31 protein-coding genes, 1 tRNA gene, 2 pseudogenes and 1 other annotated feature are annotated in these 26861 nt (G+C 38.6%); of the genes and pseudogenes, 15 read left to right on the plus strand and 19 right to left on the minus strand.

Going from position 1 to position 26861, the window contains the following annotated elements; translation table 11 throughout:
• Positions 1-66: 66 nt before the first annotated feature.
• On the plus strand, positions 67-969 hold the full coding sequence (locus tag EG365_RS06815) for a DMT family transporter (protein ID WP_000075487.1): 903 nt from the start codon (positions 67-69) through the stop codon (positions 967-969).
• 32 nt (positions 970-1001) lie between these two features.
• Here the strand turns inward: EG365_RS06815 and EG365_RS06820 are convergent, their stop codons facing one another.
• The 3 genes from EG365_RS06820 to EG365_RS06830 are packed head-to-tail and all read right to left on the minus strand — an operon-like array spanning position 1002 to position 3026.
• Positions 1002-1397, minus strand: a complete 396-nt coding sequence (locus EG365_RS06820; RefSeq protein WP_001088855.1) for a DUF4870 family protein — start codon at positions 1395-1397, stop codon at positions 1002-1004.
• Positions 1398-1433: 36 nt separating this feature from the next.
• On the minus strand, positions 1434-2063 hold the full coding sequence (locus EG365_RS06825) for a DUF1294 domain-containing protein (RefSeq protein ID WP_001205591.1): 630 nt from the start codon (positions 2061-2063) through the stop codon (positions 1434-1436).
• A gap of 12 nt (positions 2064-2075) precedes the next feature.
• Positions 2076-3026, minus strand: a complete 951-nt coding sequence (locus tag EG365_RS06830; protein WP_000118180.1) for a homoserine kinase — start codon at positions 3024-3026, stop codon at positions 2076-2078.
• Positions 3027-3138: 112 nt separating this feature from the next.
• Here EG365_RS06830 and hisF point away from each other — a divergent pair, with 112 nt between their 5' ends.
• Positions 3139-3897, plus strand: a complete 759-nt coding sequence (gene hisF / locus EG365_RS06835; RefSeq protein ID WP_000880078.1) for an imidazole glycerol phosphate synthase subunit HisF — start codon at positions 3139-3141, stop codon at positions 3895-3897.
• A gap of 41 nt (positions 3898-3938) precedes the next feature.
• Here the strand turns inward: hisF and EG365_RS06840 are convergent, their stop codons facing one another.
• The gene (locus EG365_RS06840; protein ID WP_000911628.1) at positions 3939-4577 is read right to left on the minus strand and encodes a hypothetical protein; all 639 of its coding nucleotides are present in this window, start codon (positions 4575-4577) and stop codon (positions 3939-3941) included.
• Positions 4578-4686: 109 nt separating this feature from the next.
• Here EG365_RS06840 and EG365_RS06845 point away from each other — a divergent pair, with 109 nt between their 5' ends.
• Positions 4687-5691, plus strand: coding sequence for an AraC family transcriptional regulator (locus EG365_RS06845; protein ID WP_001135857.1), 1005 nt, complete (start codon positions 4687-4689; stop codon positions 5689-5691).
• A 132-nt stretch (positions 5692-5823) separates the two neighbouring features.
• A complete protein-coding gene (aqpZ, locus tag EG365_RS06850; protein ID WP_001045987.1) occupies positions 5824-6513 on the plus strand; it encodes an aquaporin Z in 690 nt (229 codons plus the stop codon).
• A 178-nt stretch (positions 6514-6691) separates the two neighbouring features.
• Here aqpZ and EG365_RS06855 read toward each other — a convergent pair whose 3' ends face one another.
• From EG365_RS06855 to EG365_RS06865, 3 genes are all read right to left on the minus strand, one after another.
• Positions 6692-6934, minus strand: coding sequence for a hypothetical protein (locus EG365_RS06855; protein ID WP_000476053.1), 243 nt, complete (start codon positions 6932-6934; stop codon positions 6692-6694).
• A gap of 45 nt (positions 6935-6979) precedes the next feature.
• A complete protein-coding gene (locus EG365_RS06860) occupies positions 6980-7579 on the minus strand; it encodes a LysE family translocator (protein ID WP_000458293.1) in 600 nt (199 codons plus the stop codon).
• 96 nt (positions 7580-7675) lie between these two features.
• Positions 7676-8755, minus strand: coding sequence for a DNA/RNA non-specific endonuclease (locus EG365_RS06865; RefSeq protein WP_000157128.1), 1080 nt, complete (start codon positions 8753-8755; stop codon positions 7676-7678).
• A 255-nt stretch (positions 8756-9010) separates the two neighbouring features.
• Between EG365_RS06865 and EG365_RS06870 the strand changes: the two genes are divergently transcribed.
• On the plus strand, positions 9011-9454 hold the full coding sequence (locus EG365_RS06870) for a hypothetical protein (protein ID WP_000581860.1): 444 nt from the start codon (positions 9011-9013) through the stop codon (positions 9452-9454).
• Between the two features lie 55 nt (positions 9455-9509).
• On the opposite strand, the gene EG365_RS06875 is transcribed toward EG365_RS06870, so the two are convergent.
• Positions 9510-11387, minus strand: coding sequence for a potassium transporter Kup (locus EG365_RS06875; RefSeq protein WP_001181667.1), 1878 nt, complete (start codon positions 11385-11387; stop codon positions 9510-9512).
• Between the two features lie 118 nt (positions 11388-11505).
• On the opposite strand from EG365_RS06875, the gene EG365_RS06880 reads away from it, so the two are divergent.
• The 3 genes from EG365_RS06880 to elbB all read left to right on the plus strand — a co-directional run bounded on the left by EG365_RS06880 (position 11506) and on the right by elbB (position 13297).
• A tRNA-Ser gene (locus tag EG365_RS06880) sits at positions 11506-11595 on the plus strand.
• Positions 11596-11731: 136 nt separating this feature from the next.
• A complete protein-coding gene (locus tag EG365_RS06885) occupies positions 11732-12544 on the plus strand; it encodes a helix-turn-helix transcriptional regulator (protein WP_000793079.1) in 813 nt (270 codons plus the stop codon).
• A gap of 90 nt (positions 12545-12634) precedes the next feature.
• Positions 12635-13297, plus strand: coding sequence for an isoprenoid biosynthesis glyoxalase ElbB (gene elbB / locus EG365_RS06890; protein ID WP_000754785.1), 663 nt, complete (start codon positions 12635-12637; stop codon positions 13295-13297).
• A 58-nt stretch (positions 13298-13355) separates the two neighbouring features.
• Here the strand turns inward: elbB and EG365_RS06895 are convergent, their stop codons facing one another.
• Both EG365_RS06895 and EG365_RS06900 read right to left on the minus strand, forming a co-directional pair.
• Positions 13356-13697 carry a DHCW motif cupin fold protein gene (locus tag EG365_RS06895; RefSeq protein ID WP_001017479.1) on the minus strand — a complete coding sequence of 114 codons (342 nt, stop codon included), beginning with the start codon at positions 13695-13697 and terminating at the stop codon, positions 13356-13358.
• A 133-nt stretch (positions 13698-13830) separates the two neighbouring features.
• A pseudogene (locus tag EG365_RS06900) lies at positions 13831-14439 on the minus strand (hypothetical protein); the annotation flags it as partial.
• Between the two features lie 49 nt (positions 14440-14488).
• Here EG365_RS06900 and EG365_RS06905 point away from each other — a divergent pair.
• Positions 14489-15708 (plus strand): IS3-like element ISAba19 family transposase gene (locus tag EG365_RS06905; RefSeq protein WP_087486619.1). Its coding sequence is split into 2 segments (ribosomal slippage): positions 14489-14765 and positions 14765-15708, totalling 1221 coding nucleotides; the frame shifts between segments, so codons are not numbered across the junction.
• Positions 14764-14880: a sequence feature (AL1L pseudoknot), on the plus strand. Its footprint overlaps the gene before it by 117 nt.
• Before the next feature lie 31 nt (positions 15709-15739).
• Here the strand turns inward: EG365_RS06905 and EG365_RS19595 are convergent.
• Positions 15740-15922, minus strand: a pseudogene (locus EG365_RS19595) (hypothetical protein); the annotation flags it as partial.
• A gap of 145 nt (positions 15923-16067) precedes the next feature.
• Positions 16068-16625 (minus strand): NAD(P)H-dependent oxidoreductase, encoded by a 558-nt coding sequence (locus EG365_RS06915; RefSeq protein ID WP_000753358.1) that lies wholly within the window; start codon positions 16623-16625, stop codon positions 16068-16070.
• Positions 16626-16741: 116 nt separating this feature from the next.
• Between EG365_RS06915 and EG365_RS06925 the strand changes: the two genes are divergently transcribed.
• Complete coding sequence (locus EG365_RS06925; RefSeq protein ID WP_000128772.1) at positions 16742-17077, plus strand: winged helix-turn-helix transcriptional regulator; 336 nt, start codon at positions 16742-16744, stop codon at positions 17075-17077.
• A gap of 27 nt (positions 17078-17104) precedes the next feature.
• On the plus strand, positions 17105-17323 hold the full coding sequence (locus tag EG365_RS06930; RefSeq protein WP_001215532.1) for a DUF6500 family protein: 219 nt from the start codon (positions 17105-17107) through the stop codon (positions 17321-17323).
• 135 nt (positions 17324-17458) lie between these two features.
• Here EG365_RS06930 and EG365_RS06935 read toward each other — a convergent pair whose 3' ends face one another.
• Together EG365_RS06935 and EG365_RS06940 are read right to left on the minus strand one after the other, a co-directional pair.
• On the minus strand, positions 17459-18832 hold the full coding sequence (locus tag EG365_RS06935) for a Shedu anti-phage system protein SduA domain-containing protein (protein ID WP_000861932.1): 1374 nt from the start codon (positions 18830-18832) through the stop codon (positions 17459-17461).
• 185 nt (positions 18833-19017) lie between these two features.
• Entirely contained in the window at positions 19018-19332 is a 315-nt protein-coding gene (locus EG365_RS06940; RefSeq protein WP_000654310.1) for a winged helix-turn-helix transcriptional regulator, read from the minus strand.
• 111 nt (positions 19333-19443) lie between these two features.
• Here EG365_RS06940 and EG365_RS06945 point away from each other — a divergent pair, with 111 nt between their 5' ends.
• Positions 19444-19860, plus strand: a complete 417-nt coding sequence (locus tag EG365_RS06945; RefSeq protein ID WP_000455802.1) for a carboxymuconolactone decarboxylase family protein — start codon at positions 19444-19446, stop codon at positions 19858-19860.
• Positions 19861-19913: 53 nt separating this feature from the next.
• On the opposite strand, the gene EG365_RS06950 is transcribed toward EG365_RS06945, so the two are convergent.
• Positions 19914-20465: a TetR/AcrR family transcriptional regulator gene (locus tag EG365_RS06950; RefSeq protein WP_000792716.1), complete on the minus strand. Its 552-nt coding sequence runs from the start codon at positions 20463-20465 to the stop codon at positions 19914-19916.
• Between the two features lie 762 nt (positions 20466-21227).
• Between EG365_RS06950 and EG365_RS06960 the strand changes: the two genes are divergently transcribed.
• Both EG365_RS06960 and EG365_RS06965 read left to right on the plus strand, forming a co-directional pair.
• Entirely contained in the window at positions 21228-22130 is a 903-nt protein-coding gene (locus EG365_RS06960; protein ID WP_000447716.1) for a helix-turn-helix domain-containing protein, read from the plus strand.
• Positions 22131-22241: 111 nt separating this feature from the next.
• Positions 22242-23243 carry an aldo/keto reductase gene (locus EG365_RS06965; protein ID WP_000877475.1) on the plus strand — a complete coding sequence of 334 codons (1002 nt, stop codon included), beginning with the start codon at positions 22242-22244 and terminating at the stop codon, positions 23241-23243.
• 45 nt (positions 23244-23288) lie between these two features.
• Here the strand turns inward: EG365_RS06965 and EG365_RS06970 are convergent, their stop codons facing one another.
• The 3 genes from EG365_RS06970 to EG365_RS06980 form a co-directional block, all read right to left on the minus strand.
• Positions 23289-23684 (minus strand): hypothetical protein, encoded by a 396-nt coding sequence (locus EG365_RS06970; protein ID WP_000789143.1) that lies wholly within the window; start codon positions 23682-23684, stop codon positions 23289-23291.
• A 76-nt stretch (positions 23685-23760) separates the two neighbouring features.
• Positions 23761-23958 carry a hypothetical protein gene (locus EG365_RS06975; RefSeq protein WP_000952854.1) on the minus strand — a complete coding sequence of 66 codons (198 nt, stop codon included), beginning with the start codon at positions 23956-23958 and terminating at the stop codon, positions 23761-23763.
• A 43-nt stretch (positions 23959-24001) separates the two neighbouring features.
• On the minus strand, positions 24002-24745 hold the full coding sequence (locus tag EG365_RS06980; protein WP_000597383.1) for a hypothetical protein: 744 nt from the start codon (positions 24743-24745) through the stop codon (positions 24002-24004).
• Between the two features lie 228 nt (positions 24746-24973).
• On the opposite strand from EG365_RS06980, the gene EG365_RS06985 reads away from it, so the two are divergent.
• Entirely contained in the window at positions 24974-25861 is an 888-nt protein-coding gene (locus tag EG365_RS06985) for a DMT family transporter (RefSeq protein WP_001061068.1), read from the plus strand.
• Here EG365_RS06985 and sxtR read toward each other — a convergent pair.
• Positions 25858-26778 carry a multidrug efflux pump transcriptional activator SxtR gene (sxtR, locus tag EG365_RS06990; RefSeq protein WP_000423155.1) on the minus strand — a complete coding sequence of 307 codons (921 nt, stop codon included), beginning with the start codon at positions 26776-26778 and terminating at the stop codon, positions 25858-25860. The genes EG365_RS06985 and sxtR overlap by 4 nt on opposite strands.
• Between the last annotated feature and the right edge of the window lie 83 nt (positions 26779-26861).

Below are 26861 nucleotides of genomic sequence, written 5' to 3' on the forward strand. Positions count from 1 at the left end.
TATTGCACAAAACAGAAGAATAGCGCAATATGTGCAGTATATTGCACAATTCCCTTTAGTTTGAGTATGTCACCAACTTATCTGAGTTCAAGCAAAGTTCCTCAATTAGCTCTCATTTTGATTACGGTCATTTGGGGTGGAACATTTCTTACTGTGCAGTACGCACTGAATTTTTCATCACCTATGTTTTTTGTCGGCTGCCGTTTTGCCGTAGCTGCCTTAACGCTATTACTTATTTCATTAAAGAGCATGAAAGGCGTTACATTAAAAGACTTGGGCGCTGGCAGTGTAATTGGCCTTGTCATTGCAGCTGGCTATGGCACGCAGACAATCGGCCTGCAAACTATTCCGAGTAGTGAATCAGCTTTTTTAACGGCGCTTTATGTTCCGCTTGTTCCTATTTTAATGTGGCTCATATTTAGAAAAACTCCACATATCATGACTTGGGTGGGAGCAGCTCTTGCTTTTACTGGCCTTGTTTTATTGACGGGTAATGGTTTTAAGCAAATTTCCTTGAATTTTGGACAGCTTTTAACAGTGCTCGGCGCCATTGCGATTGCCTTAGAAATTATTTTTATTAGCTACTTTGCTGGAAAGGTAAATTTGCGTCGCGTCACCATTATTCAACTTGGTGTCGCCTCTCTACTTTCTTTTGCCATTATGCCTATAGTAGGTGAACATACAATTCCAGCATTTTCATGGCCTCTAGTACTCATTGCTGTCGCATTAGGCTTAGCAAGTGCACTCATTCAATTTGTAATGAACTGGGCTCAACGTGTGGTTGACCCTTCGCGTGCTGCAATTATCTATGCAGGAGAACCTGTTTGGGCAGGCATTATTGGTCGAATTGCAGGTGAGCGTTTACCAGTTATTGCCCTTTTTGGGGGTGCTTTAGTGGTGTTAGGTGTTTTAGTCAGTGAGTTAAAAATTAAGCTGCCTATTAAGAAAAACAAAAGAGTTCGAGAATAAAAAAGAGAGCTTAACGCTCTCTTTTTTATTTATTAAGGTTGATACATCGGACGGTTATCATTTAGCGCAATCAAGCCACGAATTGCACGATATACAATCCAGATCCATGCTGCCGCGATAACACCCACACAGAATACAGTCGATGAAATAGCAACGCCTGCAAATAAATCGGTATTTTCACCCGTGAAGAACAAGAAAATAAACGGCAAAAAGGCAATAATATTCCAAGCCAAGTACCACCAGAATGTTCTGATTTGCCATGTAAAGTGGCTCGCAAAAATTGAACCTTGCACATCAGAGCGTTTTACATAGTTAATAATTAAAGCAATAATCGCAAGTAAGCCGCCTGTAAAAATGGCAACAATATAAAGTACATATAAAATAAGTGTTAAAGTACGATTTGGATCTTGGTCGATAGAACTATTCATTTTTATACCTCTCAAGTTTAATAAAACAATTTACTTTTATGATCCCCGCAAAACGTTTAAAGGAGAAATTAGCCACAAAATCAAAAGTAAATGAAAGAATATGGTACAAAAATAAATCTTACGAAATGGTTGTTTTTGTGTTTTATGTCTCAGTTTTTGTTGTGCCCACCACGCAGCTGGCCATCCCCCTAAGAAACTGACAATGTGCAAAGTCTGCTCAGGAACACGGCGATTGCCCAATTGCGCTGCTTCTTTATCTTGTGAATATAGCCAGTAACTCAACACATTCATCATTAAGACAAACAATAAGGTATAAGCCGGCAAAATATGAATAAAACTCATAATGCCCATTAAAACGAAATAAAACACAATTCCCATTTGCATAGCAGACCATGGGCTGGCCTGAAAAGAAGATTGTGTTTTTGCAGGTTTTAAAGCCTTACGGGTTTGAGATGCCTTTAAATAAGTGACCTGCTGAGCACGAAAACGGCCTCGTTCATCAAGGATTACCAGATATTCCAGTGCACAACCAATAATTGGCCGAGGTCCGGGGCGTGCAAAATCTTTGATATGCAAAAAGACTCGCTCTTTTTCAGCATCATCCGGCTGAATAAAGCCATAACCCTTTTCGTCGAACCATTCGACTAAACGCCCCTGATCTCGCATCTTTATTCCCTTTTATGCTTTTACATGGCTTAAACGGTCTTGCATCATTGCTCGCATTTCTTGCGGGTCTTTTTGCAAGATGTCATCGCCAGTACGTCCTTCTTCTTTATTTTTTTGAGCAACTTGCAAACGCATTGACCAAAAACGGCAAGCCGCCATTGCCAAGAATACATCTAAACATTCAAGTTCATCTGAAGTCAGCGCACGAACTTTTTGGTATGCCTCTAAATAAGCGTCGACTTTGTCTGAGTTTAAATGCGCTGCTGGATATTCGGTACAAAAATCATTAATGGTAATCGCAATATCAAACAGCAACTCATCTTGATTTAACTCGTAAAAATCTAGAATACCTTGTAGTTGCTCGCCTTCAAACAAAGTATTGTCACGGAACAAATCTGAGTGAATAAAACCTGTCGGTCGATTTGAATACTGCGCTGTTTTCGCATTAAAGGCTTGATAAACCTGCTCAAGTAACGTTTGGTCATCTTGAGTCATATTTGGTTTAAGCTGCTCTGCAACACCTGTCCAGTATTGATGATCACGGCGATATTCGCGTTCAAGCGGAAAATCTTGTAAAGCTACATGTAGCTTCGCCTGTGCATCTGCAATTGCAGCAACTTGGGCTACTGTCGTTTGCATGGGATGGTGTCCCATTAAACGTGGTGCAATTTGTGCAGGCTTACCCGCAATGAAGTGAACCGCTTGGCCGCTGTGCTTTAATGGCACAGCAACGGGTACATCATGAGTACCTAATTGCTCAAGCACAGGAATAAGCTCGCCTGCACCTTGTGCATCTAACTCTTCAAACACGGTGAGTACATATTGTTTGCGGTTTACATCAACCAGAAAATAATTGGTGTTTTGAATACCTCCCTGAATTGGGTTCAGCTCCAACACCTCTAATCCATAAGGTGCAGCAAAGGTGCGAACTTCATCTAAACTCAACGGGGTATAAACCGACATGGAAAACCTGCAAAAAACATCTGTGAAGTTTGATAGAATACCTCTTCCCTCCATGAAGGTGTAGCGCCTGTGTAGGAACTTTCACCAACGGCGATTATTTTTGGAAAAAGCTATGCTTGCTAAACGTATTATTCCTTGCCTAGACGTTGATAACGGACGCGTAGTTAAAGGCGTTCAATTCCTCGATATTCGTGATGCGGGCGACCCTGTTGAAGTGGCACGACGCTATAACGAACAAGGTGCAGACGAAATTACTTTCTTAGACATTACCGCTACACATCATGGACGCGATACCACTTACCGTACTGTTGAACGTATGGCCGAGACTGTATTTGTGCCATTAACTGTCGGTGGTGGTGTACGTAAGGTTGAAGATATTCGCGCATTATTAAATGCAGGTGCAGATAAAGTGAGTATTAACTCGGCTGCCGTATTTAACCCTGAATTTGTTCAAGAAGCTTCTCAGCACTTTGGCGCACAATGTATTGTGGTTGCGATCGATGCCAAAAAAACTGGTGACAACAAATGGGAAATCTTTACTCACGGTGGCCGTAAACCAACGGGTATTGATGCCATTGAATGGGCTGTAAAAATGGCTGACTACGGTGCGGGCGAGTTACTCATTACCAGTATGGATGCCGACGGTACTAAAGCAGGTTACGATATTGCGTTAATGCGTGCTATTAATGACCGCGTGACCATTCCAACGATTGCCTCAGGCGGTGTAGGTAACTTACAACACCTTGCAGATGGTATTTTACAGGGTGGCGCCGATGCAGTATTGGCAGCAAGTATTTTCCACTTTGGCCAATATACGATTCCAGAAGCTAAACAATATTTGGCTGAACAAGGTATCGAAATGCGCTTGTAAGCTTATTTATATTTAAAGGGGCAATATGCCCCTTTAATTTTTTATGCAGCACCTTCTATCGCATTTACATCACTAACAAGTTTAGGCTGTTCTTTTTTCTCGACCCATTTTGCTGGAAAGATTTTTTCTACAGCTTGAGAGAGTGGCCTAGCAAGCGCAGTAGGTAACCGTATCCCCAAAGGATTTTGTTCTTTTAAATCTGCCGAAGACACCACACGTGTTCCCATTACATAGTCAAACCAAGGTTTGGTCACACACCAATTAGCATCTTGGTTAGAGTTCATATGGTGGTCGTAATGCCACGGAATTTTACGCTTTGCCCAGTCAGGCTCTAAATGTGCACGGCGATGAATATAGTAATAATTACCAGCACTGTACCAAGCTGCAAGTGCCATACCTTTTGAAAAGGGGTAGAAAATTGCACTTGAAACGGTTGCCACCACGGCAAGTGAAATTAACTCATTTTTGGTTCGCCAGTTTCCAACGCCCTCAACATAACAATCATCATGAAACTGTTGTTTACGGACTTCACGATGGTGTGCCCAATGCGACTCCATACTTTTCGGCACTGGGCTATAGCGCGGTTGTCCGGCACGGTGCACACCATGCAAAATATATTTGTGTGCCACCCATTCAAATGCATTGGCAACTGCAATTCCGGCAATAAACCCTTTTAACATCGCTTTACTCCTTTTTCTTTTTATTCAGCATATAAAATTCGTTATGCTAGGTATTGACCAGAATTTATGGTTTCATTGACAAATCACGACAAGAAAGAGGTGGTCAAGGATGCCACAATTAAAAAATTATACAGGCTCGGTATATGGAGGACTGGGGCACTTATTAAAAGCTTATTGCGAAGCCAATGAGTTAGCTATTCCTGAACAATTAGAACAAATCCAAAATCTGGAACGCTTTGACTATGTGGTTTGGCGCGACCTATTAGAAGTGATTTATAAACTAGACCCGAAGCCGGGTTTAGGGCTAGAAATTGCCAAATATGTACAACCCAAACATTTAGGCATTATTGCCTACCTTGCTCTTTCTTGCGATAACTTAGGTGAAGCCTTAATTCGTTACCATGACTTTCACCGTCTGATTTATGACGGGAGCCCATTAGTGGTTGAGCTACAAGGGAGATATGGTTCTATTCGTTGGGAGGCACCAGAGTTACACCCTACCCAGCTTACCGATGAAATCGCGATTGCACTGGTGATTCAATTCTTACGTCTTTTTATGTCTCATGAAGATGTGCAGTTACATGAAGTACGTTTCTTAAATGCTGCCCCTAAAAATATCAGAGTTTACGAGCAGTACTTTCAATGTCCCGTTCGTTTTAGCCAGCCCCGTACAGAGTTACTTATACCCATTACCGAAATTCACAAGCCGCTTAGTAGTGCAGACCACACCTTACAGCAGCTATTAGTTCAGCAGGCTCAAGCACTTTTAGAACAGTTACCCAATTCAACCCAACTCGATCAGCGTTTACAGCATTCAATTTTGACTGGTCTGCAAAAGAATCAGTATCAAATTGAATATATTGCAGCTCAATTAGGCCTATCGGTTCGACAGCTCCAAAGACATTTACAACAACAAAACACCACCTTTCAAGAGCGCGTTCAACAAGTGCGGTTTATGCTAGCAACCGAATATTTAAAAGATCCGCATTTGAGCCTACAAGAGATTGCGCTTTTACTTTGTTATTCAGAACAAAGTGCCTTCCAAAGAGCATTTAAACATTGGACCAAACAAACACCACAACAGTGGAGAGATCAATTTTTAAACAAAGAATAACCAACCAAAACTTACAAATCTTTTCTTGATTAAAACAACACTGAAAACAAAAATTTCATATAGTCACATGCTTAATTTTTTGTGACGTATTTCACATTAATTAAAAAATAGATCAATAGATGAGTAATCACAATGAATAAATATTTTGCTGAATTCTTAGGTACGTTTTGGCTAGTCTTTGGTGGTTGTGGTAGCGCAGTTTTAGCCGCAGCTTTCCCTGAACTTGGTATTGGCTTTGCAGGTGTAGCCCTTGCCTTTGGTTTAACCGTACTCACAGGTGCTTATGCTCTAGGGCATATCTCAGGTGGACATTTCAATCCCGCGGTAAGTGTTGGCCTTTGGGTCGGTGGCCGCTTCGATGTTAAAGATTTAATTCCGTATATTGTTGCGCAAGTGGTTGGTGCGACTGCTGCTGCATTTGTTCTTTATATTATTGCTCAAGGCCAAGCAGGCTTTAGTGGTGTTGGCGGGTTTGCAACCAATGGTTTTGGTGACTTATCACCAAATAAATTTGGTTTAGGTTCTGCTTTCATTATTGAAGTGGTTCTTACTGCTTTCTTCTTAATCATTATTTTAGGAGCAACTGACCGCCGTGCGCCTGCTGGCTTCGCTCCTATCGCGATTGGTTTAGGCTTAACACTCATTCACTTAATCAGTATTCCGGTTACGAACACATCGGTAAACCCAGCACGTAGTACAGGTGTTGCGTTCTTTGCTGAAACGGCTGCTTTAAGTCAGTTGTGGTTGTTCTGGGTAGCACCGATTTTAGGGGCTGTGATTGGGGCGATTATTTATAAGGTAGTTGCTGGGGATAAGGATTAACTGCACAACCGCAAATACCACGGTCACTCAAGTTGTAGTTATATAGGTAATGCCTCGCTTTTGAGTGAGCAAAAGTGACAAAACTCATTCGTTTCACTGACGTTACTTCCATGTAACGCAGTGAAACAGGCGGCATCCGTGCCGCCGTCGCGATAGCAAATTGAGTAAAATATATTTATTACAAAAACGGATTATTAATTTCTTGTTCAGCTGGACGTTCAATTTTCTCAGGCAATTCTTCTTTTTCCAAAGCTGCAACTATATCGTTTAAAAAACTCTGCAATGCCTTTGCCTGCTCTAACCCGACTTTGTCTTTAGTGATTTGCAAATTGCCATAAATACTCACGCAATCGACATCATTTTCTAATGTTAAATCTTCAATTGAAGAAGACTCAGTACCCTTTTCAAATGGCTTAAACATAGCTGTTATCTCGTTGTTATATCTTCACAGTGTAATACGACCAATTTAAAAAAAATCAATCAAAATTAAAAGTGCCGACAAAATTAAGAAGGCGCCCATCAGGATATTAAAATATTTCAAACGGTTGCCCTGATTCAGTACCACTGAAAATTTATCGCCACATAGTCCCCAAAAGAACAAGCATGCATAGCATGTGAAGAAATAAATAATAATAAAGATCGGCAACGACTGCGGGTTTTCAATGCTAGTAAACATGGTAATACCCGACACACAAGCCAACCACGCTTTTGGGTTAAGCCACTGTAATAAGAAACCATCTTTAAAATTGGGAATAAGCATGTGCCCTACAGGTGCACTTGAAATTGAAATATTGGCAGCAGAAAGAATAATTTTTATGCCGATATAGCACACAAAGAGCGTTCCACAAACTGCAAGAATTTTTAAGACAACTGGAAATTGAGTTAATACACTTTGAAGACCAAAGGCCATAAAAATCAAAAGTAAGGTAAAGCCAATGGTGGCACCTGAAATATAGGGAAGTGATCTTTTTAAACCATGATTTAAACTGGTCGATAAAATAACTGTATTGACGGGACCGGGTGTAATCGACATTGCAAAAGAAAAAAGAAACATCGAGGCAAACATTATTATTATCCTTATTCGAATAAATAGATGAACAGACAGATCTGTCTGTTCATCTTATTGTATCGTTTCAGCCTTCACAACAGTGCTAGAAGCGTCTTATTTCATTATCTGCAAGAAATAGTTCACCAAGGCTTCAACCAATTGTTTCACAATGGCATTTCTAGTTTCTTCATCAATACTTGGAACTTTTGCTTCCATCGGTTCAGAAGAACCAGTTTTTTGCTTTTTAAATTGGTCTTGTAACGCTTGAATTTGTTCTGCGCTTAGGTCTTGTTCGCACTGGCTTTCACCATCCCAATGCAAATAGTCGAGCTTTTGGTTAGGTTTAACTTGGCTAGCAGTTAACGGTAAGCGATAAACGTTACGTTTTTGCTGTTCTGTAAGCTGTGGAAATAAGTTAATACCAAGCTTTTCTTCTATATAACAAACACTCACTACCTTCACTTGCTGCGAGTTATTGTTAGGTGCGTAGTAAGCCCCAATAGCGCCAGTTTTTGGCATATACACCGCTTTATAAACTGCGGTAGGTACAATCACACCCTGCCCAATCGTTTTGAGACGTTTACCCTCAAAAACAGGTCCTGTCACGACATATACATCTTGTTTTTGCTTGGTGACAATAGCACGGGTTGCTTCTTCAAGTTTACGCCAGACTTCTTGGTTATTTTTAGGCGCTTGCGGCACCATGTTGCTGAGCGAGAAACTATCAGACTGTGATTCTTTATTTGGCATATCGCCATTCGGTGCCATATGACCACGGTCATACCCTGAACCACGGTAGTCACTTAAAAGTGCCCGATGCTTTTGAGGAACACGCGTTTCTTCATGGAAGTTATCTTCACGTTTAATTTTGACACTTAAACGTTCTGCATCTAAATGCTCGGCCGACCATAATGGTGTTTTAGAAATGCCTGAATAGAGGACATTAAAACCGTTAAAGCACAGCGGATAGCTGTCTTTTTTTAAGCTTTCTTTATTTAACGCAGGCGGAACTTCACGATAAAACTGGTTAAGACAAGTCGAGTTAGTACTTAAAGGCGAAAACCACTGTGAAATCTTTTCACTGCCGAAAGCAATTGCAAAGCTTCCAGCTGCAATACATGCAAGAATAATCTTGCCAAAATGCTCACTTAGAGAAAATGAATTTGTACCTTTACTACGTTTTTTACTTGCCATGTTTCTATCAATACCACTGTCCACACGCAGCTTAACAATCCTGCTTTTTTAAGTATATCGCTTATCTTTCAAATGGTTAAAACGTGGTCATCTTTTTTGTAACTCTAATCGGTTTTACGTAACAGTCTGTTGGCATTATGAGAGCCTTTGGCTATTGAATTGCGCCAATTGCGTATCTTTCGTTGAAATGCACTTATAGCTTATGACATGGTTAGCTCCACAAATTTGGATAAAAATATAATCGGAGTCCATTTAATGATCCATTCAAAGATTATTGGTATTGGCGTAATCACAGGATTGTGTAGTATGGCTGCTTTGGCTGAACCAGCAGTCCAGCCAGGTGATACTTTAGAAAGCTTATCTAAAGTAAAAGTGACTACAACCGTCAACGGCCAACCAGGTTCTATTAGCGATTTGGTCAATAGCGGACAAGTACAGCAAGTTTCTGCTGCACCAACAAGCGCAGCGCCTACCGGTGCTCCTATTCCGGCAGATGTTCCACCAGCACCTCCAGCGGGCGGTGAAATGGCTCCTCCAGCTGCACCTACTGATGCAGTGCCACCTGCACCGAATCAAGCGGCTCCAGCGCCACAAGATCCGAACACTCCACCGCCAGCTGCTAACCCGAACCAGTCAGCAGACCCAATGGCAAAAGATGGGGCGTTACCAGCAGATGCACCTATGCCACAAGCTCAATAATCAAAGCCATAAAAAAACCAAGACATATGTCTTGGTTTTTTTATTACATCAAATTTTATATTTCGATTTGGCTACCTAACTCAACCACACGGTTAGTTGGAATTTGATAGAAATCACTGACCGGACTGGTATTACGCTGCATTGAAATAAACAGCTTTTCTCTCCATGGCGACATGCCGTCTCCCACAGAATGAACAATACGATCACGCGAAATAAAGAAGCTGATATGCATCAAGTCATATTCAAGGCCTAATTGTTCATAGGCTTGCATTAATGCTTTCGGCACATTCATTTCATCTTTAAAGCCGTAGAAAATTTTAATACGGAAGAAATGTTCGGCTAAGGTTTCTGTCGTAATACGCTCTTCAGGTGCAACAAACGGTACATCTTCAATCACTACAGTGACCAAGATATTACGCTGATGCAGTACCTTATTGTGCTTAATATTATGCAGCATGGCATGTGGCACAACATTTGGCGTACCCGTCATAAATACAGCATCGCCCGGCACCCAGTGCACACTATTACCAATACTTTTTACAAACAAATCGAGTGACAAAGTATCGTGTTCAAGCTTAGCAAAAGTAAGCTCACGGCCACGTTTCCATGTCATTAAAATAGTCACCGCAATCGCACCAATCAATAATGGCACCCAACCGCCCGACAAGATTTTAAGTGAAGTTGCACCGACCAATACCGACTCTAAAATAAAGAACGGAATAATCAGGAGAAGCACTTTTGGCAAACTCCACTTCCACGCCGAGTAGATAAACACGGCAACCAAAATCGTGTCACAGAGCATGGTCAAAGTTACGGCCAAACCGTATGCACTTGCCAAATTCGAGCTGGTTTTGAAGATTAAAATTAAGATAATAATTGCGATTAAAAGTAACCAGTTTAAGAAAGGTACATAAATCTGACCTTCTTCGGACTCAGACGTATGTTTAATACTTAAACGTGGTAAATAACCCAATTGAATCGCTTGGCGCGCAAGAGAAAACACCCCAGAAATTACAGCTTGAGAGGCAATGACAGTTGCCATGGTTGCCATAATAATCATTGGGTACAAGGCCCACTGCGGCACCAGTAAATAGAACGGGTTTTCAATTGCCGCTGGGTCTCTGAGTAATAATGCGCCCTGTCCTGCGTAGTTTAAAACCAAGCATGGCAATACCACAAAGAACCATGCCAGACGAATCGGAACTGGTCCGAAATGTCCCATATCGGCATATAGCGCTTCACCACCAGTCACTGTTAACACCACAGCACCCATCACAAAAAATGTCATGATCGGATGGTGATAGATAAACTGGATCGCCCAATGCGGACTAAACATGCCTAGTACCACAGGGGTTTGGATGACACTGTGAATACCCAAGATTCCTAAAGATAAGAACCACACAAGCGTAATTGGACCAAAAAACTTACCTACAAACGCCGTACCGTGCTTTTGCACCAAAAACAGCGTGACGATAATGGCAATTGCAATAGGCATAATGAACGGGTCAAACACATCGGTTGCAATAGACAACCCCTCGACCGCAGACAATACCGAAATGGCTGGGGTAATAATGCCGTCACCAAAGAACAGTGATGCCCCTATAAAGCCTATCGCAATCATGTAGATTTTTTTGTTGTCGGCAATTTTCGCTTTACGCAAATTCAACGCGAGTAAGGCCATGATACCGCCTTCGCCATTGTTGTCTGCACGCATCACGATTGCGACATACTTGATGCTAATAATCAGCATTAAGCACCAAAAAATAATGGATAAAATTCCTAATACGTTTTCAGGCTGAATTCCCAACCCATGCGCTGCATGGAAGGACTCTTTCAAGGCATAGAGCGGACTTGTTCCGATGTCTCCAAAGACCACTCCAAGAGCTGCCAAAGCCGTGGCAGGCAAGGTCGCTTTTTTGGCCGTATTTTGCATTGTGTAATTAAACCAATATGATTTTTAGCGCAATCTTATCACCTCTATTATTTTTTTTCTGTAAAGCTCGTCTTAAATCTTGGCAGGACTCGTTTTTTTAGTTACTATCGCACGCCTTGGTGAGGTGTCCGAGTGGCTGAAGGAGCACGCCTGGAAAGTGTGTATACGTTTACGCGTATCGAGGGTTCGAATCCCTCTCTCACCGCCAGAATTCAAATTTAAAGAAGCTTAAACTTAATGGGTTTAAGCTTTTTTATTGGCTAAAATATTAAAAATAGCCAAAAAAATATTGATAATTTTTATATCCATCACAACACCTAAATTTAAGTAAATATTTAAATTCAATGAAGAATCTTATTTCTTTAGCTAAAAAAAGCCTAGTCGTGCATAGCAACTTAAACCTGCCTTTTGCCGTCTATTCAGCTTACCAAGAGCAAAAAATCACAAACGTTCCGATTTCTAAACCCTTACTCATAATTGTATTAAGTGGATTTAAAGAACTTGGAAAAACTGAAAATATTAAGTGTGTTGCTGGTTCTTTTATTTTTTTAGCCAACAGCTCCAGCATTGATATGCGTAATATTCCAGATCAAGAAGAATATTTCGCTCTTCTTATCGAGTTTGATTTTGAAGATTTTAATGACTTGCCTCAAAACACGGGTACTTCTCAAAACTATGTTCAAGGCCAGCTGAATCCTCTTTTAGAAAGTGCCCTGCATCAATTTATAGATTTCTCTTTAGTTGCCCCACCTTCTGCATTTAAATTTAGAAAAAGAGAGCTTTTAGAACTTATTTATTATTCGGGCTATACCGCCATCGCTAAACTCAACATGAATAAAAGCTTGAGTGAAAGAGTTCAGACTTTGATTTCCTATCATTTGTCTACAGAACTCACCGCTGAATTTATCGCTGCTCAACTTTTTATGAGTTCATCAACGTTAAGAAGAAAACTGAAAAGTGAAGGAAATAGCATTCAAGATATTCGCAATAGAGTTCGACTAGGCCATGGACTGCATCTTATTCAAACCACCAATAACAGCATTGGAAATATTGCTTTTGAATGTGGCTATCAATCCCAATCTCGATTTACTGAACAATTTAAAAATTTGTTTGGAATTACCCCACGTGAACTACGTAAAACCAAAATGCTCACTTAGGGCGAATATATGGCAAATCTGCGTATAAAAAACTTTTAGAAGAAAACTTAAGATCTTTTGCACATTTAAAAAAGGTTCTTAAGCAAGCAAATGAAAAAAGTAGCAGTAATTTTATCGGGTTGTGGTTATTTAGATGGTTCTGAAATTAGAGAGTCTGTTTTAACCCTATTAGCTTTAGATACAGTCAATATTGAATATCAAATTTTTGCACCTGATGAGCCTTTGTTTCATGTCATTGACCATGTGAGTGGCGAAATAAACATGACTGAGCGGAGAAATATTTTGCAAGAAGCAGGACGAATTGCCCGAGGTAAAATTTCCTCACTCGATCAACTTAATGAAAATGAATTTGATGGTCTTATTTTGCCGGGTGGTTTTGGTGTCGCTAAAAATTTATCAACTTTTGCCTTTAAAGGAGCAGAAGCGAGAGTACATGGTACAGTGGCTTCAATTTTAAAAGCGTTTCATCAGAGCAAGAAACCAATTGGGGCAATCTGTATTTCCCCTGCACTCTTGGCACTTACGTTTGGAGAGTTACACCCAACTATTACGTTAGGATCTGACCTTAACATTGCTAAGGAAATTGAAAAAACCGGTTCAATTCACCATGTTTGTCAAACCTCAAGCTGTGTGGTCGATAAACAAAATTTATTTGTTACCACCCCTGCCTATATGGATGATCAAGCTAACTTAAAAGATATCTATGCAGGTATTACAAGCTTGGTTAATACAATGACAGCTTTAGCAAATTAAAATGTTTAATGAGGGATAGAAATTTCTATCCCTCATTTGATGTGTTCTTTGTATAAGTCTAATCAACGATAAGTAACTTCGCACCATTCAAGCTATAAGACTGATGTGGCTCCGAGTTATCCCCTACTTGATAACTCATGCCTGAAGTTAAAGTAAATGTTCTTCCGTCTTTCAATCTACTTTCTAGCTCGCCTTCTAGGCAAAATAATATGTGTCCTTTTTCACACCAATGATCAGCTAAGTAATTTGCCGAGTACTCTACAAGCCTTACTCTTATTTTATTTCCTTCTTCACCAAAAAATTGAGTTTTCCAATAAGCTTTTCCTGTTTCACCGCTATATTCAGTGACTTCTATTTCTTCCCAATTTGTAATTTGAAATGGAAAAGGTGCGATATTCATAGTTTTTCCAAAGACGTCTTATTGTGTTTTCAACTTATAGACAAAATTGGTTTTTGCAAACGATTTAAAAATATTATCTCTTAAAGCCAACGCCCACCTAAGAAAGAAACTCATTAGATTTCTCTAATCAGCCTTAATCCAGATCAAAAACTTCTAATGACTCTACATAAGGCAAAATAAGATATTCATGATTAGATAAATGTTGTTCTAGTTGGTTATGAGTTGTTTGGTTGAATTGATAAAAGTTGCTCAACTCATTAAGCAATTGAGGAGTTTTATTTGCATCAAATTCTGGTGTTTTAATAAAATATAATAAGCTTGCACCTAAGCCAACATACTCTAAGTCATAGTTCTGATCTAAATGCTGAATTAGGCTAAAAGATTCAAACGGATTCAAATCACAAGTAAAGTATCCATTGAGGCATGCTGCAAATTTTTGAGTTTCAGTTTCACTGTTTACTAGCTTTACTTGAATAACTTCATCTAAAATTTTTTCAGGTTCAGCATTGATCTGTAGCAGAGTCGACTGATCTTCATCACAATAATTAAGTTTTTTTGGCAACTTATTAAAGTCTATATAATTTTCTCGCTTTAATAATTGTTCAATATGGTATTGAAGCTCTAAAGGTCGAGTATTTTTCCAACTTGCTGCACTGTCATCTTCAACGAATTCTGTGGTATCAAAATAAAGCCCCTCTCCCATTGAAGCATGCATGGACGTGTATTCGCACTGTCCTATATTGAACCGTACCGGGTTTGTCGGAGAGTCAATATTCTGAGAGACTATCCCGATGACAAAACCAAACTATACCCCCGAAATTAGAGAAAGAGCGGTTCAATTACTAATTGAATCTGAAAAAGATTATCCTTCTACTTGGGCAGCAATCACAGCTATTGCTCCTAAAATCGGTTGTACTCCTGAAACATTGCGTGTTTGGTATTTAAAGCATCTGGATCAACTAAATCCTGCCAAAGTACAACAGATATCTGACCAAGAAAAAATGAAGCAAATGGAACGTGAAATTAAAGAATTAAAACGTGCCAATGAAATTCTACGCAAAGCAGCCGCTTTTTTCGCCCAGGCGGAGCTCGACCGCCCACACAAATAATGGTGGATTTTATCCATAACAATAAAGATCGATATGGTGTTGAAGCGATTTGTAGAATTTTACCGATTGCACCTTCAACCTATTACCGAACTTTAGATCTCACTGACAATCCAGAACATCGAGCGAAACGAGATCTACATGATGAGTATCATGCTGAACAAATTAAACGAATTTGGAAAGAAAGTTCAGGTCGATATGGTGTACGTAAAGTTTGGCAAAAATTGAAACGTGAGGGTTATGTTATTGCACGTTGTACAGTTGCTCGATTGATGCAAAAGCTAGGTATACAAGGTGTTTGGCGTGGTAAGAATAAACAAACCACCCGTAACCGAGATGACCAAAAACGGGCAGATGATTTAGTGAAACGTAATTTTAATGCTGATCATCCAAACCAACTATGGGTGGGTGACTTTACGTATATTCAAACTCATTCAGGCTGGGTATATACCGCATTTGTTATTGATGTGTTCTCACGAGCAATTGTTGGATGGAAAGTATCTACACGGATGAATACAGATATGGTGCTTGATGCATTAGAGCAAGCATTGCATGATCGAGGCATGCCAAAGAATGTGATTCATCATTCCGACAGAGGTGTGCAATATCTTTCCATTCGCTATACCAATCGTTTAGAAGCAGCAAATTTACGAGCATCAGTCGGTACAACGGGTGATTCATACGATAATGCTCTGGCTGAAACGGTGAATGGCTTATACAAAACAGAGGTGATTGAATATTTAAAAGCAGATTGGCAAGGTTTAGCAGATGTACAACTTGCGACACTAAACTGGGTAGATTGGTTCAATAAAAAGCGTGTACACAGTGCACTGGGTTATGTATCGCCTTTTGAGTTTGAAGCAATGTACTATGATAAGATTAACCCGTTAGGTCAGGTGGCTTAACTTAAATAAAAAAGTCTCCGACAAACCCGGTACGGTTCATATCTTCTAAAAGTAATAATACTTTTTTAGGGAAATGTTTCTGCTTAATTTCTGAATATAAGTTAACAATATCGTTCCATGAGTTTATTTCACTGATTGTTGCGTAGCATATTAATTCATGAGCATCTTCAGTTATAAGGGAATTTTCTTTTTCTTTAATGCGAAAAACGGTCATAATTTTTTAAATTTAATCTATATTTAACGAACATTTATATCATAAATAAACTGTATATTTAACTTAAAACCTTAATGTAATTTTTTAAAAAATCTTCTATATAAAAGACCCAAACCCTTACGTTTAGGCCTCCTGCTTTTAAAACTTACTCAGACAATGCTAATAACTTCTGAACATACTGAACGGCACTGTTATCTATTTCTTGGTGAGTTGGAATAGCATCATCTGGTGAAGGGTTTGTGTCTAAACCATACAATGCGTAAAGCGGTTGATAGACCGCCCCAACATATAAAGCGGTGAGTTCAAAAGAACTAAAAATCTGCTCTAACGTAAGCTTATATTCGCCTTGCTCTGAATAAACTTTTTCTTGAGCACCTGCAGACACAGCCAACATAAATTTTTTATTTTTAAGCTTGTCACCTGTTGAGCCGTAAGCCCAACCATACGCCAAAACTTCATCAAGCCATTGTTTCAAAAGTGGCGGGCAGTTAAACCAATACACTGGAAATTGAAATACTAAATTTTCGTGTTCTTCTACAAGTGCTTGTTCTTTGGCAACGTCAATTACGCCATCTGGATAGGCTTGATAAATCTGGTGAACGGTAAATTGGTCGGGATATTTTTCTAACTCCTCTACCCATCTTTTATTAATTACAGACTGGTCTATGTGAGGATGCGCAACGATCACTAATGTCTTTTTCATTATAAAAACACTCTTATCGAAAAGTAGATAAATCGATTATAGAAGTGTGCTTTCCTAAATATAAGTACGGTAATTTTTGTTATATACTATACTAAAAGATAGTGTAGATTTTAAAAATGACTGACTGCCTTCCATCAAATACGCCATTAGAAGAAACAGGATTTGGCTATACCCTTTCTTTAATTAATGGCAAATATAAGATGATCATCATGTATTGGCTGTATGGAAAAACTGTTATGCGTTTTAATGAGTTGCAGCGCTGTATTGGCAATATTTCATTTAGAACGCTGAGCAATACACTTAAAGAGTTAGAAAGAGATGAGCTGATTATTCGTAAGGAATATCCTCAAATTCCCCCAAAGGTTGAGTACCGTCTTTCTGAAAGAGGACAGTCTTTAATTCCTTTATTGGATATGATGTGCCAATGGGGCGAGCGGAATATGAATTCTTAGTTTTATAGACTGAAAGTGATACTCAATATGAGACATGAATTAAGAGAAATTTTTATTAAGGGATGCGACGAGAAAATTGAAAAGAAGGGAGACAATGTTGGTCTGTCTTTTTATGCTTTTTTTAAAAATAAGAATGATAACCCTGAGCTACTCATGGAAGCAGCGCATTGGTGGATTATGGAGCATAAACTAGATCACTTCGAGAAGGCAGTTAAGATTAAACAGTTAGTTTTGAGCGAGCAGTAACAAAAAGAGTTAAAAGATTATCGTTAATGCCCTAATTAAATATGACCCATGAATTATAAAACGTTGATTTTTGAATTTTATAATCCAATATAAAGCTACTATCTTAAATCAGCGCCAAGAAAAATTTAGTCCAATTTAATTATTTTGTGGCGATAGACCTGTTAAGAATGTATAAGCTTGGCAAGCTCTATCAAATAAATCGTCATATGTTAAAAACTCATCTAAAGAATATTGTTTAATAATTAGCTCTTTATATCGATTAATATCAACTGAGTTTTTAAAACTGAGCTGTGACGAACGGCTCATTATTAAACATGTTTTACACTTCACATTGATACTGGGGTATTGCTTCCTAATTAAATTATAATGTTCACTAATAAAATGTGTCCATTCAGCTGTCTGAAAAGCTGCTTGTCCTACTTCCGCTCTAGGTTGTCCTTGGCTTGTAACAACATTTTTTGAAGCACGTTCTAATTCGATCAATTTATAGGACTGATCTGAATAGGAAATTATAAAATCAGGCTCTACATATGTTTTTCCAATAGGAGAAAACTCACCAGCGGGATAAACTAATTTAGGTTTACTTTCAACTTTTCCATATACATCAAGTAATAAAGGATGCTTTTCCATAAGCTTATGAAAAACTTCTTCTGTCTCATGTGAATGAAAATGTAAAACTTGTCTGAACTCATTAATTGCAACTTCTAAATTCAATAGTCTGTTAGTATAATTTTCAACCCACTCCATGTTTTCACCGAATGAAATAACCCCTCCCTTTTTATCATCTAAATTAGCAAGATGTTTAGCAAAATCTCTTCTTAAATCATTCTTAACTCTAAGATTCATTAAACGTGCATCCCATGCACATGAAGAGGCATGACCATATATTTCAATATAATTAAAAAATCTTTTATTGTTAAGATCAGCAGGGAAAAAACCAATTTTCTCCATTATAAATGGTATACCAAATGAGTCCGCTGAGGTCGGTAATTTTATATCAAGTACTTCCCCATAAGCACCAAATGTAAGAGTCGAAATTACTTGCGATAAACTTAGACTAATATTTAATAAATTAAGTTTTACATTTAACTCCTCACATTTTATAACTAAACGATCATCTATATTCTTAAACATCCCTTTCCATACAGGAGCACTTATATATTTTTTTGAAACTATTCTATAAATACCAATAGGTTTCCCATATAAATTATTTTTTTTTAATAATTCTATAATATGTTTTGGAGTTTTTGTTGGTTCATAATCTATTTTTAAGGCAGGACCTCCTGCTATATACCATTGATAATCTGGTTCAGGAGCAACTTCATTAATGACTACTCCATCCTCAGCCAAATAGATATCAAATTCTTTAGCCGTTAAATAAGGAGAAACTAACAATTTTGGATAACCAGCGCCATGAGGTGGTGTTGATGTAAAAAATTTATAGTTTTCCCTATATTTTTCTATATAAAATCGAATATTCTCCCCTAATTCTTTTAACTCAACTTTCATATATGCACCACTTTAAATTTATATTTCTTCACTATGTATATTAAGTTTAATACAATAACCACAGATTAAATGAAAGATATATTTTTAAAATTATTAAGACCTTCATTATTAGACCCAAATCTAATGGAACTTCCCCTCCAATCCCCCTTAACATAATCAAACAACTCCTCTTAAAACAAATAAAACTATCTCGATTTAAGCCATCCACCTATTTCTTTTAATACATCTACTAATTTTTCTAGTTTTCGGCCTTCCTCAGTTAAAGAATATTCAACCTTAACAGGCACTTCTGCATAGACTTCTCTTGAAATAAATCCTTCTTCTTCTAAAAAACGTAACTCTAAAGTTAGCATTCTCTGAGAAATATTAGGAATTGCTCTGCGTAACTCATTAAAACGCATGGTTCTTTCTAATAAAAAAGAAATAATGAGCATGCGCCAACGACCACCTAACACAGTCATGGCTTCTTCGACTGTACAGCCAGAAATATTATCTTTCATAGATGATTACTAAGTATAATAAATATACCTACATAACAAAAAAATGCCTAATTTACAACCTATACCTAATTATAAATAATGCTTCTATCTAACCAATCACGGATATTTACTGTGGAATATAAAGAAATTTCAAAGAAAACCATCGGGCATTTATATTCAGCTCATTCATCTATTAGATCTTCAGATTTAGACCCAAAACTGATTGCTTTAGCCGAGTTGTATGTATCTCAAATCAATGGTTGTGCGTATTGCTGTGCTTTTCATTCCAAGGAGTTAAGAGACTTTGGCATAGCTCAAGAGGTTATCGATCAAATACCGGGGTATAAACATTCAAAAGCTTTCGATGAAAAACAAAAAGTCGTTTTGGAGTTTGCATCCGCAATTACTTCTTTAAATGACCCGAAACAAATTGAAGCGACCAGAGAAAGTTTGGCTCAGCATTTTAGTGAAAAAGAAATTGTAGATTTAACGGCAAGTATTTCTTTAATGGGGGCATTAAACAGATTAAGAATTACCTTAGGCGATTAAGCCCCATACAAATTTTTAAGTTTAAAAAAGGCCTAGCTATAGGCCTTTCCCCCTCAAACCCGACTTAGAAAATAATCAATCAGATATTCCCTTTCATCAGTTTGATTTGAGCCTAAAAGCTGCACCATTGCGCCATCGACCACAAACAAAAACATATGCGCATCTTCAACTGTAGCGGCAGGTTTTACAGTTAAAAGTAGTTTGTGAATTTCCTGAATAAGCCAGTTTCGATAATCAACCACCACTTTATAAGCCGAAGGATAATGCTTTTCTATTTCAAAAATTGCCTTAAAAGGCAAACGATAAAGCCCGTCTGAGTCAGCATGTAAAAAGAAAATTCTCTTAAGTTTATCGAACACCATCAGTTCACGGTATGAATAGATCGTAGAAAATACCTCTTCTTTTAAAGCGTCTGTTTGAAAAGTTAAGCTCATCTGAATGAGTCTTTCTTTTGAGTGGAAGTAGTTGTAAAAGGTGGCTTTGGGAATTTGGGAGTCGGCAATAATTCGGTCTACCCCTACCTTATGAAACCCGTATTGGTTAAATAAATCTTTTGCCGTGTGGAGCACTCGCAATGCTCTAAATGAAGCTTCTAAATTTTTCATGTATATCGCTTAAAATAATTTTTTGTTGTAAATAAAAGAGATAGAAATGCCGTCGCTCTTAAATTGAGCGCTAAAAACAGGCATGCAAAAGCCGCACAAAAATGGTGTGCTCGCCTATCTCGGGTTTTATTGTTGCTATGATTTTTTAGTCGCAATGACCTATGGGCTAAAACCTAAAGTCGGTTAAACCGTTTTAAAGACCAGTTGGATCTAGTCATAAAGATTTTGGCGAAGGTTGCCAATGAGAGAGATGAAATAGTACGCATAATGGCGAACTCCTTGTGTATTAAAGAAGAACTACCACGATTACTGCTAAATAATGGTGGCAGAACGAAGGGGGTTAGCAGACTGGTACACAAGGACCCAGCACGCGCAAGCGCGTCCCCCTCCGTCCTACCATAGAAAAAAGGGGGACGTAAGGATCCAGTACTGAAAAGCAAGCTTTTAGTACTCTTGTGTAAAAGGGTCTGCTAAAACCCACTGACAATGTGGCCAGCAGGCAAAGGATAATCCGCGTGTTTTGGAGTGTCAATGTGATATTGGCTATTCATTTATAAAGATTATTTTTATTTTTCATTGGCATAGTGCTTTAAGAATATATTTGCTTAAAGTTTAGTTTGTCTGGTCATTTCATTGTTAATTTATCGTTCATTTTCAAACCGCTTAAATGAACCGATTGATCACGCTATAAATAAAAGCTACAGTAAATAAAGTTTGAATTTTATAACTTTAAATAAATTGATAACGCACGCAGGCAAAGACATGGAAACCATACATGATTTTTATCGCCGCTTTTCTTTAACCAGAGATAGCGATTACTCGGTTCCATCAACCTCGTTTGGACATTTTAACGTGTTTCAGCGCGATGCCTGCTCGTTCCTCACGCCTTATAGCCGCCGCGATTATTATAAAATTTCACTGGTTTTAGGCACAGGTGAACTTCACTATGCTAACCGCTGGATACGAGTTGACCGCCCTGCTTTACTGTTTTCCAACCCGATGGTGCCCTACGCATGGGAAATTAATTCGCCTGAACAGGCAGGCTGGTTTTGTCTATTTACCGAAGAGTTTGTAAACCAAGAATCGCGACAAAGTTTTTTAAAGGACTCACCGTTGTTTAAAGTCGATGGCGACCCGCTATATTTTTTAAACGACCAACAGGTTGAAGAAATTTCATTTATTTTCAAAAAGATGATGAATGAAATAAATTCAGACTACATTCATAAATACAATGTTTTAAGAAATTATTTGCATCTGATTGTGCATGAAGCCATGAAAATGCAACCGACCCAACAGTTTGAAAAACATAGTAATGCTTCGGTGCGCATTTGCCATTTATTCTTTGAATTATTAGAGCGCCAGTTCCCCATCGACTCGCCCCATTTTCAGCTTAAACTCAAAACTGCAAATGACTTTGCCTATGGCCTCTCTGTGCATGTGAACCATTTAAATCGAGCTGTAAAAGAAGCCACAGGTAAAACTACGTCTGAGCATATTAGCTCGCGCATTACGCAAGAAGCCAAAGCGCTGTTACAACACACCAGTTGGAATATTTCCGAAATTGCCTATAGCTTAGGCTTTGAATATTCAGCGTATTTCACCAATTTCTTTAAGAAAAATACCGGTTTTTCGCCTAAAAAATTCCGCGAAGACTGTGTAGCCTAAAAACAGATTGTTTGAATTTTATAATTATTGGTTTGAATGTTATACGTCAGTTTGAGCCAAAGCATTTTATAGTTTTTCTACTCAAGTGATTTTGCAAAAAGAGTGTGAAAAATGAAATATAGAACTTTAGGACAAACAGGCGAAAAAGTATCAGCACTTGGTTTAGGTTGCATGGGAATGAGCTTTGCCTATGGTGCCTCAGACGACACACAAAGCATTGCAACTCTAGAAAAGGCCTTAGACCTCGGCATTAACTTTTGGGACACTGCCGACATGTACGGCAACGGCGCAAACGAAGTCTTGCTCTCAAAAGTTTTAGAAAAACACCGCGACAAAGTGTTTTTGGCGACCAAATTTGGCTTCCGCTATAAAGAAGATAACCTTAACCCGAAAAACTCTTTAGAGTCTTATATCGACGGCTCACCTGAGTGGATTAAAGTCGCGGTCGAAAACAGCTTAAGACGCTTAAATACAGATGTGATTGATTTGTATTATGCGCACCGCATAGACCCGAATGTTCCAGTTGAAGATACCATTGGCGCAATGGCGGACTTGGTCAAACAAGGTAAAGTTCGTTATTTAGGACTGAGTGAAGCGTCGGCTGAAACTATTCGTAAAGCACATGCGATTCACCCGATTGCAGCGGTTCAACATGAATATTCGCTACTTACCCGTGAGTTTGAGCAAACCCATTTGCAAACCATTCGTGAGTTAGGTATTAGCCTTGTGCCATATTCACCACTTTCGCGCGGTTTAATTACCAATACGCTTGATGTAAATAACCTAGACGAAAATGATTTCCGTCGCCAGTTACCACGTTATCAGGGCGATAACTGGAAAAATAACCAAAGCTTGGCGCAAGCATTTAGTGAATTTGCTCAAAGCAAAAATGCGACAGCAGCTCAACTGGCTTTGGCTTGGATTTTGGCGCAAGGTGACGACATTATTCCAATTCCGGGTACGCGTAAAATCGAGCGACTTGTAGAAAATGCGGGTGCTGTAGACCTTCATTTAACACCAGCAGATTTAGCAGAAATCGAAGCGATTATTGCAAGATATCCAAACATGGGCGCACGCTATAACGCTCAGCAACTTGCTGCGGTGAATCACTAAAATATAAGCCATAAAAAAGTCCGACTCAGTGTCGGACTTTTTAATTTAGTCTTTGCTGTATGTGCCTTGCTGGCGCCCACCCTGCCAGATCGCGTCTAAGGATTTATCCGAAATCGTTAGGCTTTCAGGGAAAATGCTTAAATCCTTTTTAAATTTAGTCTCTGGTTTTAAACCAATACAGCCACCATTTTTCCACCATGTGCCTTCGGCATATTGGTCTAAAGCACCCACAGCGAGCATCCATTGAAACTTGCCATCTGGCTGAAGTAAAAGCTCTGAACCGACTTCCATCACACCATGTAAATAATAGTGCCCACTCCACGCCTCATCGGCTTTTTGGAATTTCACTTCTTTACATGATGTATTTTCCACATCTGCATAAATCTGCGCAGAGAAAATAGCCGTCGAAACAAGCAGTAAAGGTGCAAATATGTTTTTCATTATTTACTTCCTAAAAATTAATCTTATGATTTTTCGCTACTCATATTTTTTAATTTATTCCAGTATAGACATACAGCTATCCCATATATGAATAGAGCAAACCAGCTATACCAATACATAATAGAATGATAAAGGTTATATTTTCTGTCTCAGACTTATTTTTACGCTTTTTACCGTATAGCCCAACAATTACTGCAATTATAATTACTAAGATACTGACGAGCATTACAATGCCCATCATAATTCCATGGCCAATATTTGCCGAACTTAACATTTAAGTTTCCTTTGAAATCTTAAAAATAAAACTAAGAAATTTATTATTTTCCAGACTCAACTTTTAAATAAGTACCGTCTGCATATACGTTATGTCCAAAACCACAGCCCGAGTTGCCCTCGTTTTGTTTGATCTGAATATAATTTCCTAATTTCGCATTAGATTTAAAATCGAGCTGAATACGGCAATCTTGGTCTTTATAAATGGTTTGCTTGGCATTAGTCGGCATTGTAGTGCCAAACTCACCCATATTTGGGCCATAAATTAAGCTTCTAAGTCCCATATAAACACCCGAATAACCAATGGCATATTGGCCCTGTTTACGACTTACCGTGATGTGATCCCACTCACCAAAACCTGAGTAACGTACGTATTCACCCGACAAATCATTTGATGCTTTAGGTTGAGGCAACTGCTTAAGGTTAAATTGACTAGACTTTGATTTTTCATCAAGCATAAACCATGCTCTTGCCCAAAGTGGCTGACCCAATTTGGCATAGGCTAAGCCCACGTTATTGTTGGCAACTTCAATATCACGGTCAGTAAATTTAACTATGGTTTCGTCTGCATTGGCTTTACAAAAAGCAGTCCAAGAGGCTTGGTTTTGGAAGTTTTCGAGCGCTTTTTTATATTGTTTTTGGTCGTAGTTTTTCTTACCTAAGCTCGCATATTGCTTCACTTTATTACAGCCTTGTTGTAATTCTTGTTCATAAGAAAACTCTGCATGAGTTATCGTTAAAGCTGAAAGTGTAAGAACCGCGCATCCTGTAATAATCGATTTAATCATTTTTAAAATTCTTTAATAATTAACTAATTATATAATATGAGCTGGCGCTATAAATCACAATTATTTGAAACAAAAGTCTATTAGAAGAGTTTATGTTTTTATAAAAATAGTTAAATCCATACAGAATAAACCGTCGACAATATTCAACCTTAACTGGTTATTTTAATTGAATATTCAACCAAAAAATAATGTAGACTGCATGCGTAAAAATTAGGAAGAATTATAAGAGTGAATAATTTAATTATTGGAACCCTATTTGCACTGTGTGCAGCGGCTTTAAATGCATCTATTGGTGTAATTAGTAAATTACTCATGCACAGTGGTTTAAACCCACAAGACATTGCCTTTTTAAAAACCATTATCGCCTTTTTCTTTTTAAGTGTGTTTTTATTTAAAGTGCCTGTTAGCCAAAAGATTGCATTTATTAGCAGCACGCCAAGCAAACTCAGTGTTTTCGCTCAAATTGCTATCTGTGCTTTTTTAGGAATTTTCTCGCTATTCTTTTTCGAGACTATTGCCTATAACCACGGTGCTGCGGCCAATGTGGTGGTGGTACTCATGGCTTCGGCTGCCATCTCTGCCCTATTTTTTGGGAGGTTCATTTTAAAAGAAAGCATCTACATTCATTCGCTTATTGGAACATTATTGGCGGTTGCTGGGATTAGCATTATTTCGTGGAAAGGGGAAAATAGCCTTTTAATGCTGATCAACGCTTCTATTGCCGGTACGGGTTATGGCTTATTTTCGGTTTTAGTGAAAAAGTTCAAATTAAACGGCGGCCTGTTTCTGACTAAATACTTACTACTGTTTGGTAGTGTTTATCTTGCAGTTCCGTTTTTAATAAACTTGCATAGCATTACTTTTAATAGTGACATCATTTTAGGTTTGATTGGTTTAGCTGTTCTACCAACCATACTCGGCTTTTTCTGTACCACTAAAGCGTTGTCTTATATGAGTGCCGCAAAGGTACAAGTGACCGAGCTTTCAGAACCTATTTTTGCAGCGCTTATGGCTTGGGTTTTCATTCATGAACAGCCGACTTTATCGTTTTTATATGGTGCGATTTTTATTATTTCAGGCATCTTTTTAATGAACAGAGCGCCGAAATCAAACTAGCTGATTTCATTTATTTCGTTGGCGTGGTGACAAGCCACTTGCACCACACTGGCAAAGTTAATCGCCATCTGTGAAGGGGCGTGTTTCTTATAAGCAAGCCCTAAACCCACCTTAGGTACAGGCGCTTTCAAAGAGCGATAAGCCACACCTTGTATTTGCAATTGTTTGGTCGACTCGGGAACCAAAGACACCCCTAAATTTGCAGACACCAACGATAAAATTGACACAATTTGTGGGGCATTTTGTCCAATTTTCGGTTCAAAGCCATGCTCATGACAGGCCTGTTTAATCGCATCAAAAAGCCCTGCACTCACTGAAGGGGGCGAGACAATAAAATCAAGCTCTCGCAGCGCAGTTAAATCAATTTCTTGTGATACATCGTCCAGATTAAAAGACTCGGAAGGTAAAGCAGCAATGAGCGGCTCAGCTAATAATTCTTGCAGAATGAGGCTATCCGGCATATTGCGTGGCGAACGAATAATTGCGACATCTAAACGGTCTTCAAGCAATAAATCGATGAGTAGTAAGGTATTGGCTTCTTCAAGCTTTAAATTTACTTTCGGGTATTGCTGCTGGAAATAGCGAACGCATTTAGGAATTAAAGGGTTCAACATTGAAGTACCTGTAAAGCCTAACCGTAATTGACCCACTTCGCCATTTGCCACTTGTTTAACAAGGTTTGCTGCATCTTCTACACGCTGCTGTACTGGCTGAATTGCATTTAAAAAGGCAAGCCCAGCTTCGGTCAGCTCCACCCCATGAGGCGAACGAATAAATAAATCTGCACCTAGCTCTTCTTCTAAGTCTCGTATTTGCATACTTAAAGGCGGCTGACTCATGTTTAAGCGCTGCGCAGCTTTGGTAAAGTTTTTTTCTTCTGCTACTGCCAAAAAGTAGCGTATATGCCTGAGTTCCATTGTTATATATAAAACATATCGTGTCCCATTATTAAATATATTAGAAAAATACCTTTTAAATTGCTAATTTTAATTTATCGAAT

This window comes from Acinetobacter sp. FDAARGOS_494, assembly GCF_003812225.1.
Taxonomy (GTDB): Bacteria; Pseudomonadota; Gammaproteobacteria; order Pseudomonadales; family Moraxellaceae; genus Acinetobacter; species Acinetobacter baumannii.

Coding starts and splice junctions, on each gene's coding strand:
- EG365_RS06815 (WP_000075487.1), top strand. CDS start 67: ATGTCACCAACTTATCTGAGTTCAAGCAAAGTTCCTCAATTAGCTCTC.
- EG365_RS06820 (WP_001088855.1), bottom strand. CDS start 1,397: ATGAATAGTTCTATCGACCAAGATCCAAATCGTACTTTAACACTTATT.
- EG365_RS06825 (WP_001205591.1), bottom strand. CDS start 2,063: ATGCGAGATCAGGGGCGTTTAGTCGAATGGTTCGACGAAAAGGGTTAT.
- EG365_RS06830 (WP_000118180.1), bottom strand. CDS start 3,026: ATGTCGGTTTATACCCCGTTGAGTTTAGATGAAGTTCGCACCTTTGCT.
- hisF (WP_000880078.1), top strand. CDS start 3,139: ATGCTTGCTAAACGTATTATTCCTTGCCTAGACGTTGATAACGGACGC.
- EG365_RS06840 (WP_000911628.1), bottom strand. CDS start 4,577: ATGTTAAAAGGGTTTATTGCCGGAATTGCAGTTGCCAATGCATTTGAA.
- EG365_RS06845 (WP_001135857.1), top strand. CDS start 4,687: ATGCCACAATTAAAAAATTATACAGGCTCGGTATATGGAGGACTGGGG.
- aqpZ (WP_001045987.1), top strand. CDS start 5,824: ATGAATAAATATTTTGCTGAATTCTTAGGTACGTTTTGGCTAGTCTTT.
- EG365_RS06855 (WP_000476053.1), bottom strand. CDS start 6,934: ATGTTTAAGCCATTTGAAAAGGGTACTGAGTCTTCTTCAATTGAAGAT.
- EG365_RS06860 (WP_000458293.1), bottom strand. CDS start 7,579: ATGTTTGCCTCGATGTTTCTTTTTTCTTTTGCAATGTCGATTACACCC.
- EG365_RS06865 (WP_000157128.1), bottom strand. CDS start 8,755: ATGGCAAGTAAAAAACGTAGTAAAGGTACAAATTCATTTTCTCTAAGT.
- EG365_RS06870 (WP_000581860.1), top strand. CDS start 9,011: ATGATCCATTCAAAGATTATTGGTATTGGCGTAATCACAGGATTGTGT.
- EG365_RS06875 (WP_001181667.1), bottom strand. CDS start 11,387: ATGCAAAATACGGCCAAAAAAGCGACCTTGCCTGCCACGGCTTTGGCA.
- EG365_RS06885 (WP_000793079.1), top strand. CDS start 11,732: ATGAAGAATCTTATTTCTTTAGCTAAAAAAAGCCTAGTCGTGCATAGC.
- elbB (WP_000754785.1), top strand. CDS start 12,635: ATGAAAAAAGTAGCAGTAATTTTATCGGGTTGTGGTTATTTAGATGGT.
- EG365_RS06895 (WP_001017479.1), bottom strand. CDS start 13,697: ATGAATATCGCACCTTTTCCATTTCAAATTACAAATTGGGAAGAAATA.
- EG365_RS06915 (WP_000753358.1), bottom strand. CDS start 16,625: ATGAAAAAGACATTAGTGATCGTTGCGCATCCTCACATAGACCAGTCT.
- EG365_RS06925 (WP_000128772.1), top strand. CDS start 16,742: ATGACTGACTGCCTTCCATCAAATACGCCATTAGAAGAAACAGGATTT.
- EG365_RS06930 (WP_001215532.1), top strand. CDS start 17,105: ATGAGACATGAATTAAGAGAAATTTTTATTAAGGGATGCGACGAGAAA.
- EG365_RS06935 (WP_000861932.1), bottom strand. CDS start 18,832: ATGAAAGTTGAGTTAAAAGAATTAGGGGAGAATATTCGATTTTATATA.
- EG365_RS06940 (WP_000654310.1), bottom strand. CDS start 19,332: ATGAAAGATAATATTTCTGGCTGTACAGTCGAAGAAGCCATGACTGTG.
- EG365_RS06950 (WP_000792716.1), bottom strand. CDS start 20,465: ATGAAAAATTTAGAAGCTTCATTTAGAGCATTGCGAGTGCTCCACACG.
- EG365_RS06960 (WP_000447716.1), top strand. CDS start 21,228: ATGGAAACCATACATGATTTTTATCGCCGCTTTTCTTTAACCAGAGAT.
- EG365_RS06965 (WP_000877475.1), top strand. CDS start 22,242: ATGAAATATAGAACTTTAGGACAAACAGGCGAAAAAGTATCAGCACTT.
- EG365_RS06970 (WP_000789143.1), bottom strand. CDS start 23,684: ATGAAAAACATATTTGCACCTTTACTGCTTGTTTCGACGGCTATTTTC.
- EG365_RS06975 (WP_000952854.1), bottom strand. CDS start 23,958: ATGTTAAGTTCGGCAAATATTGGCCATGGAATTATGATGGGCATTGTA.
- EG365_RS06980 (WP_000597383.1), bottom strand. CDS start 24,745: ATGATTAAATCGATTATTACAGGATGCGCGGTTCTTACACTTTCAGCT.
- sxtR (WP_000423155.1), bottom strand. CDS start 26,778: ATGGAACTCAGGCATATACGCTACTTTTTGGCAGTAGCAGAAGAAAAA.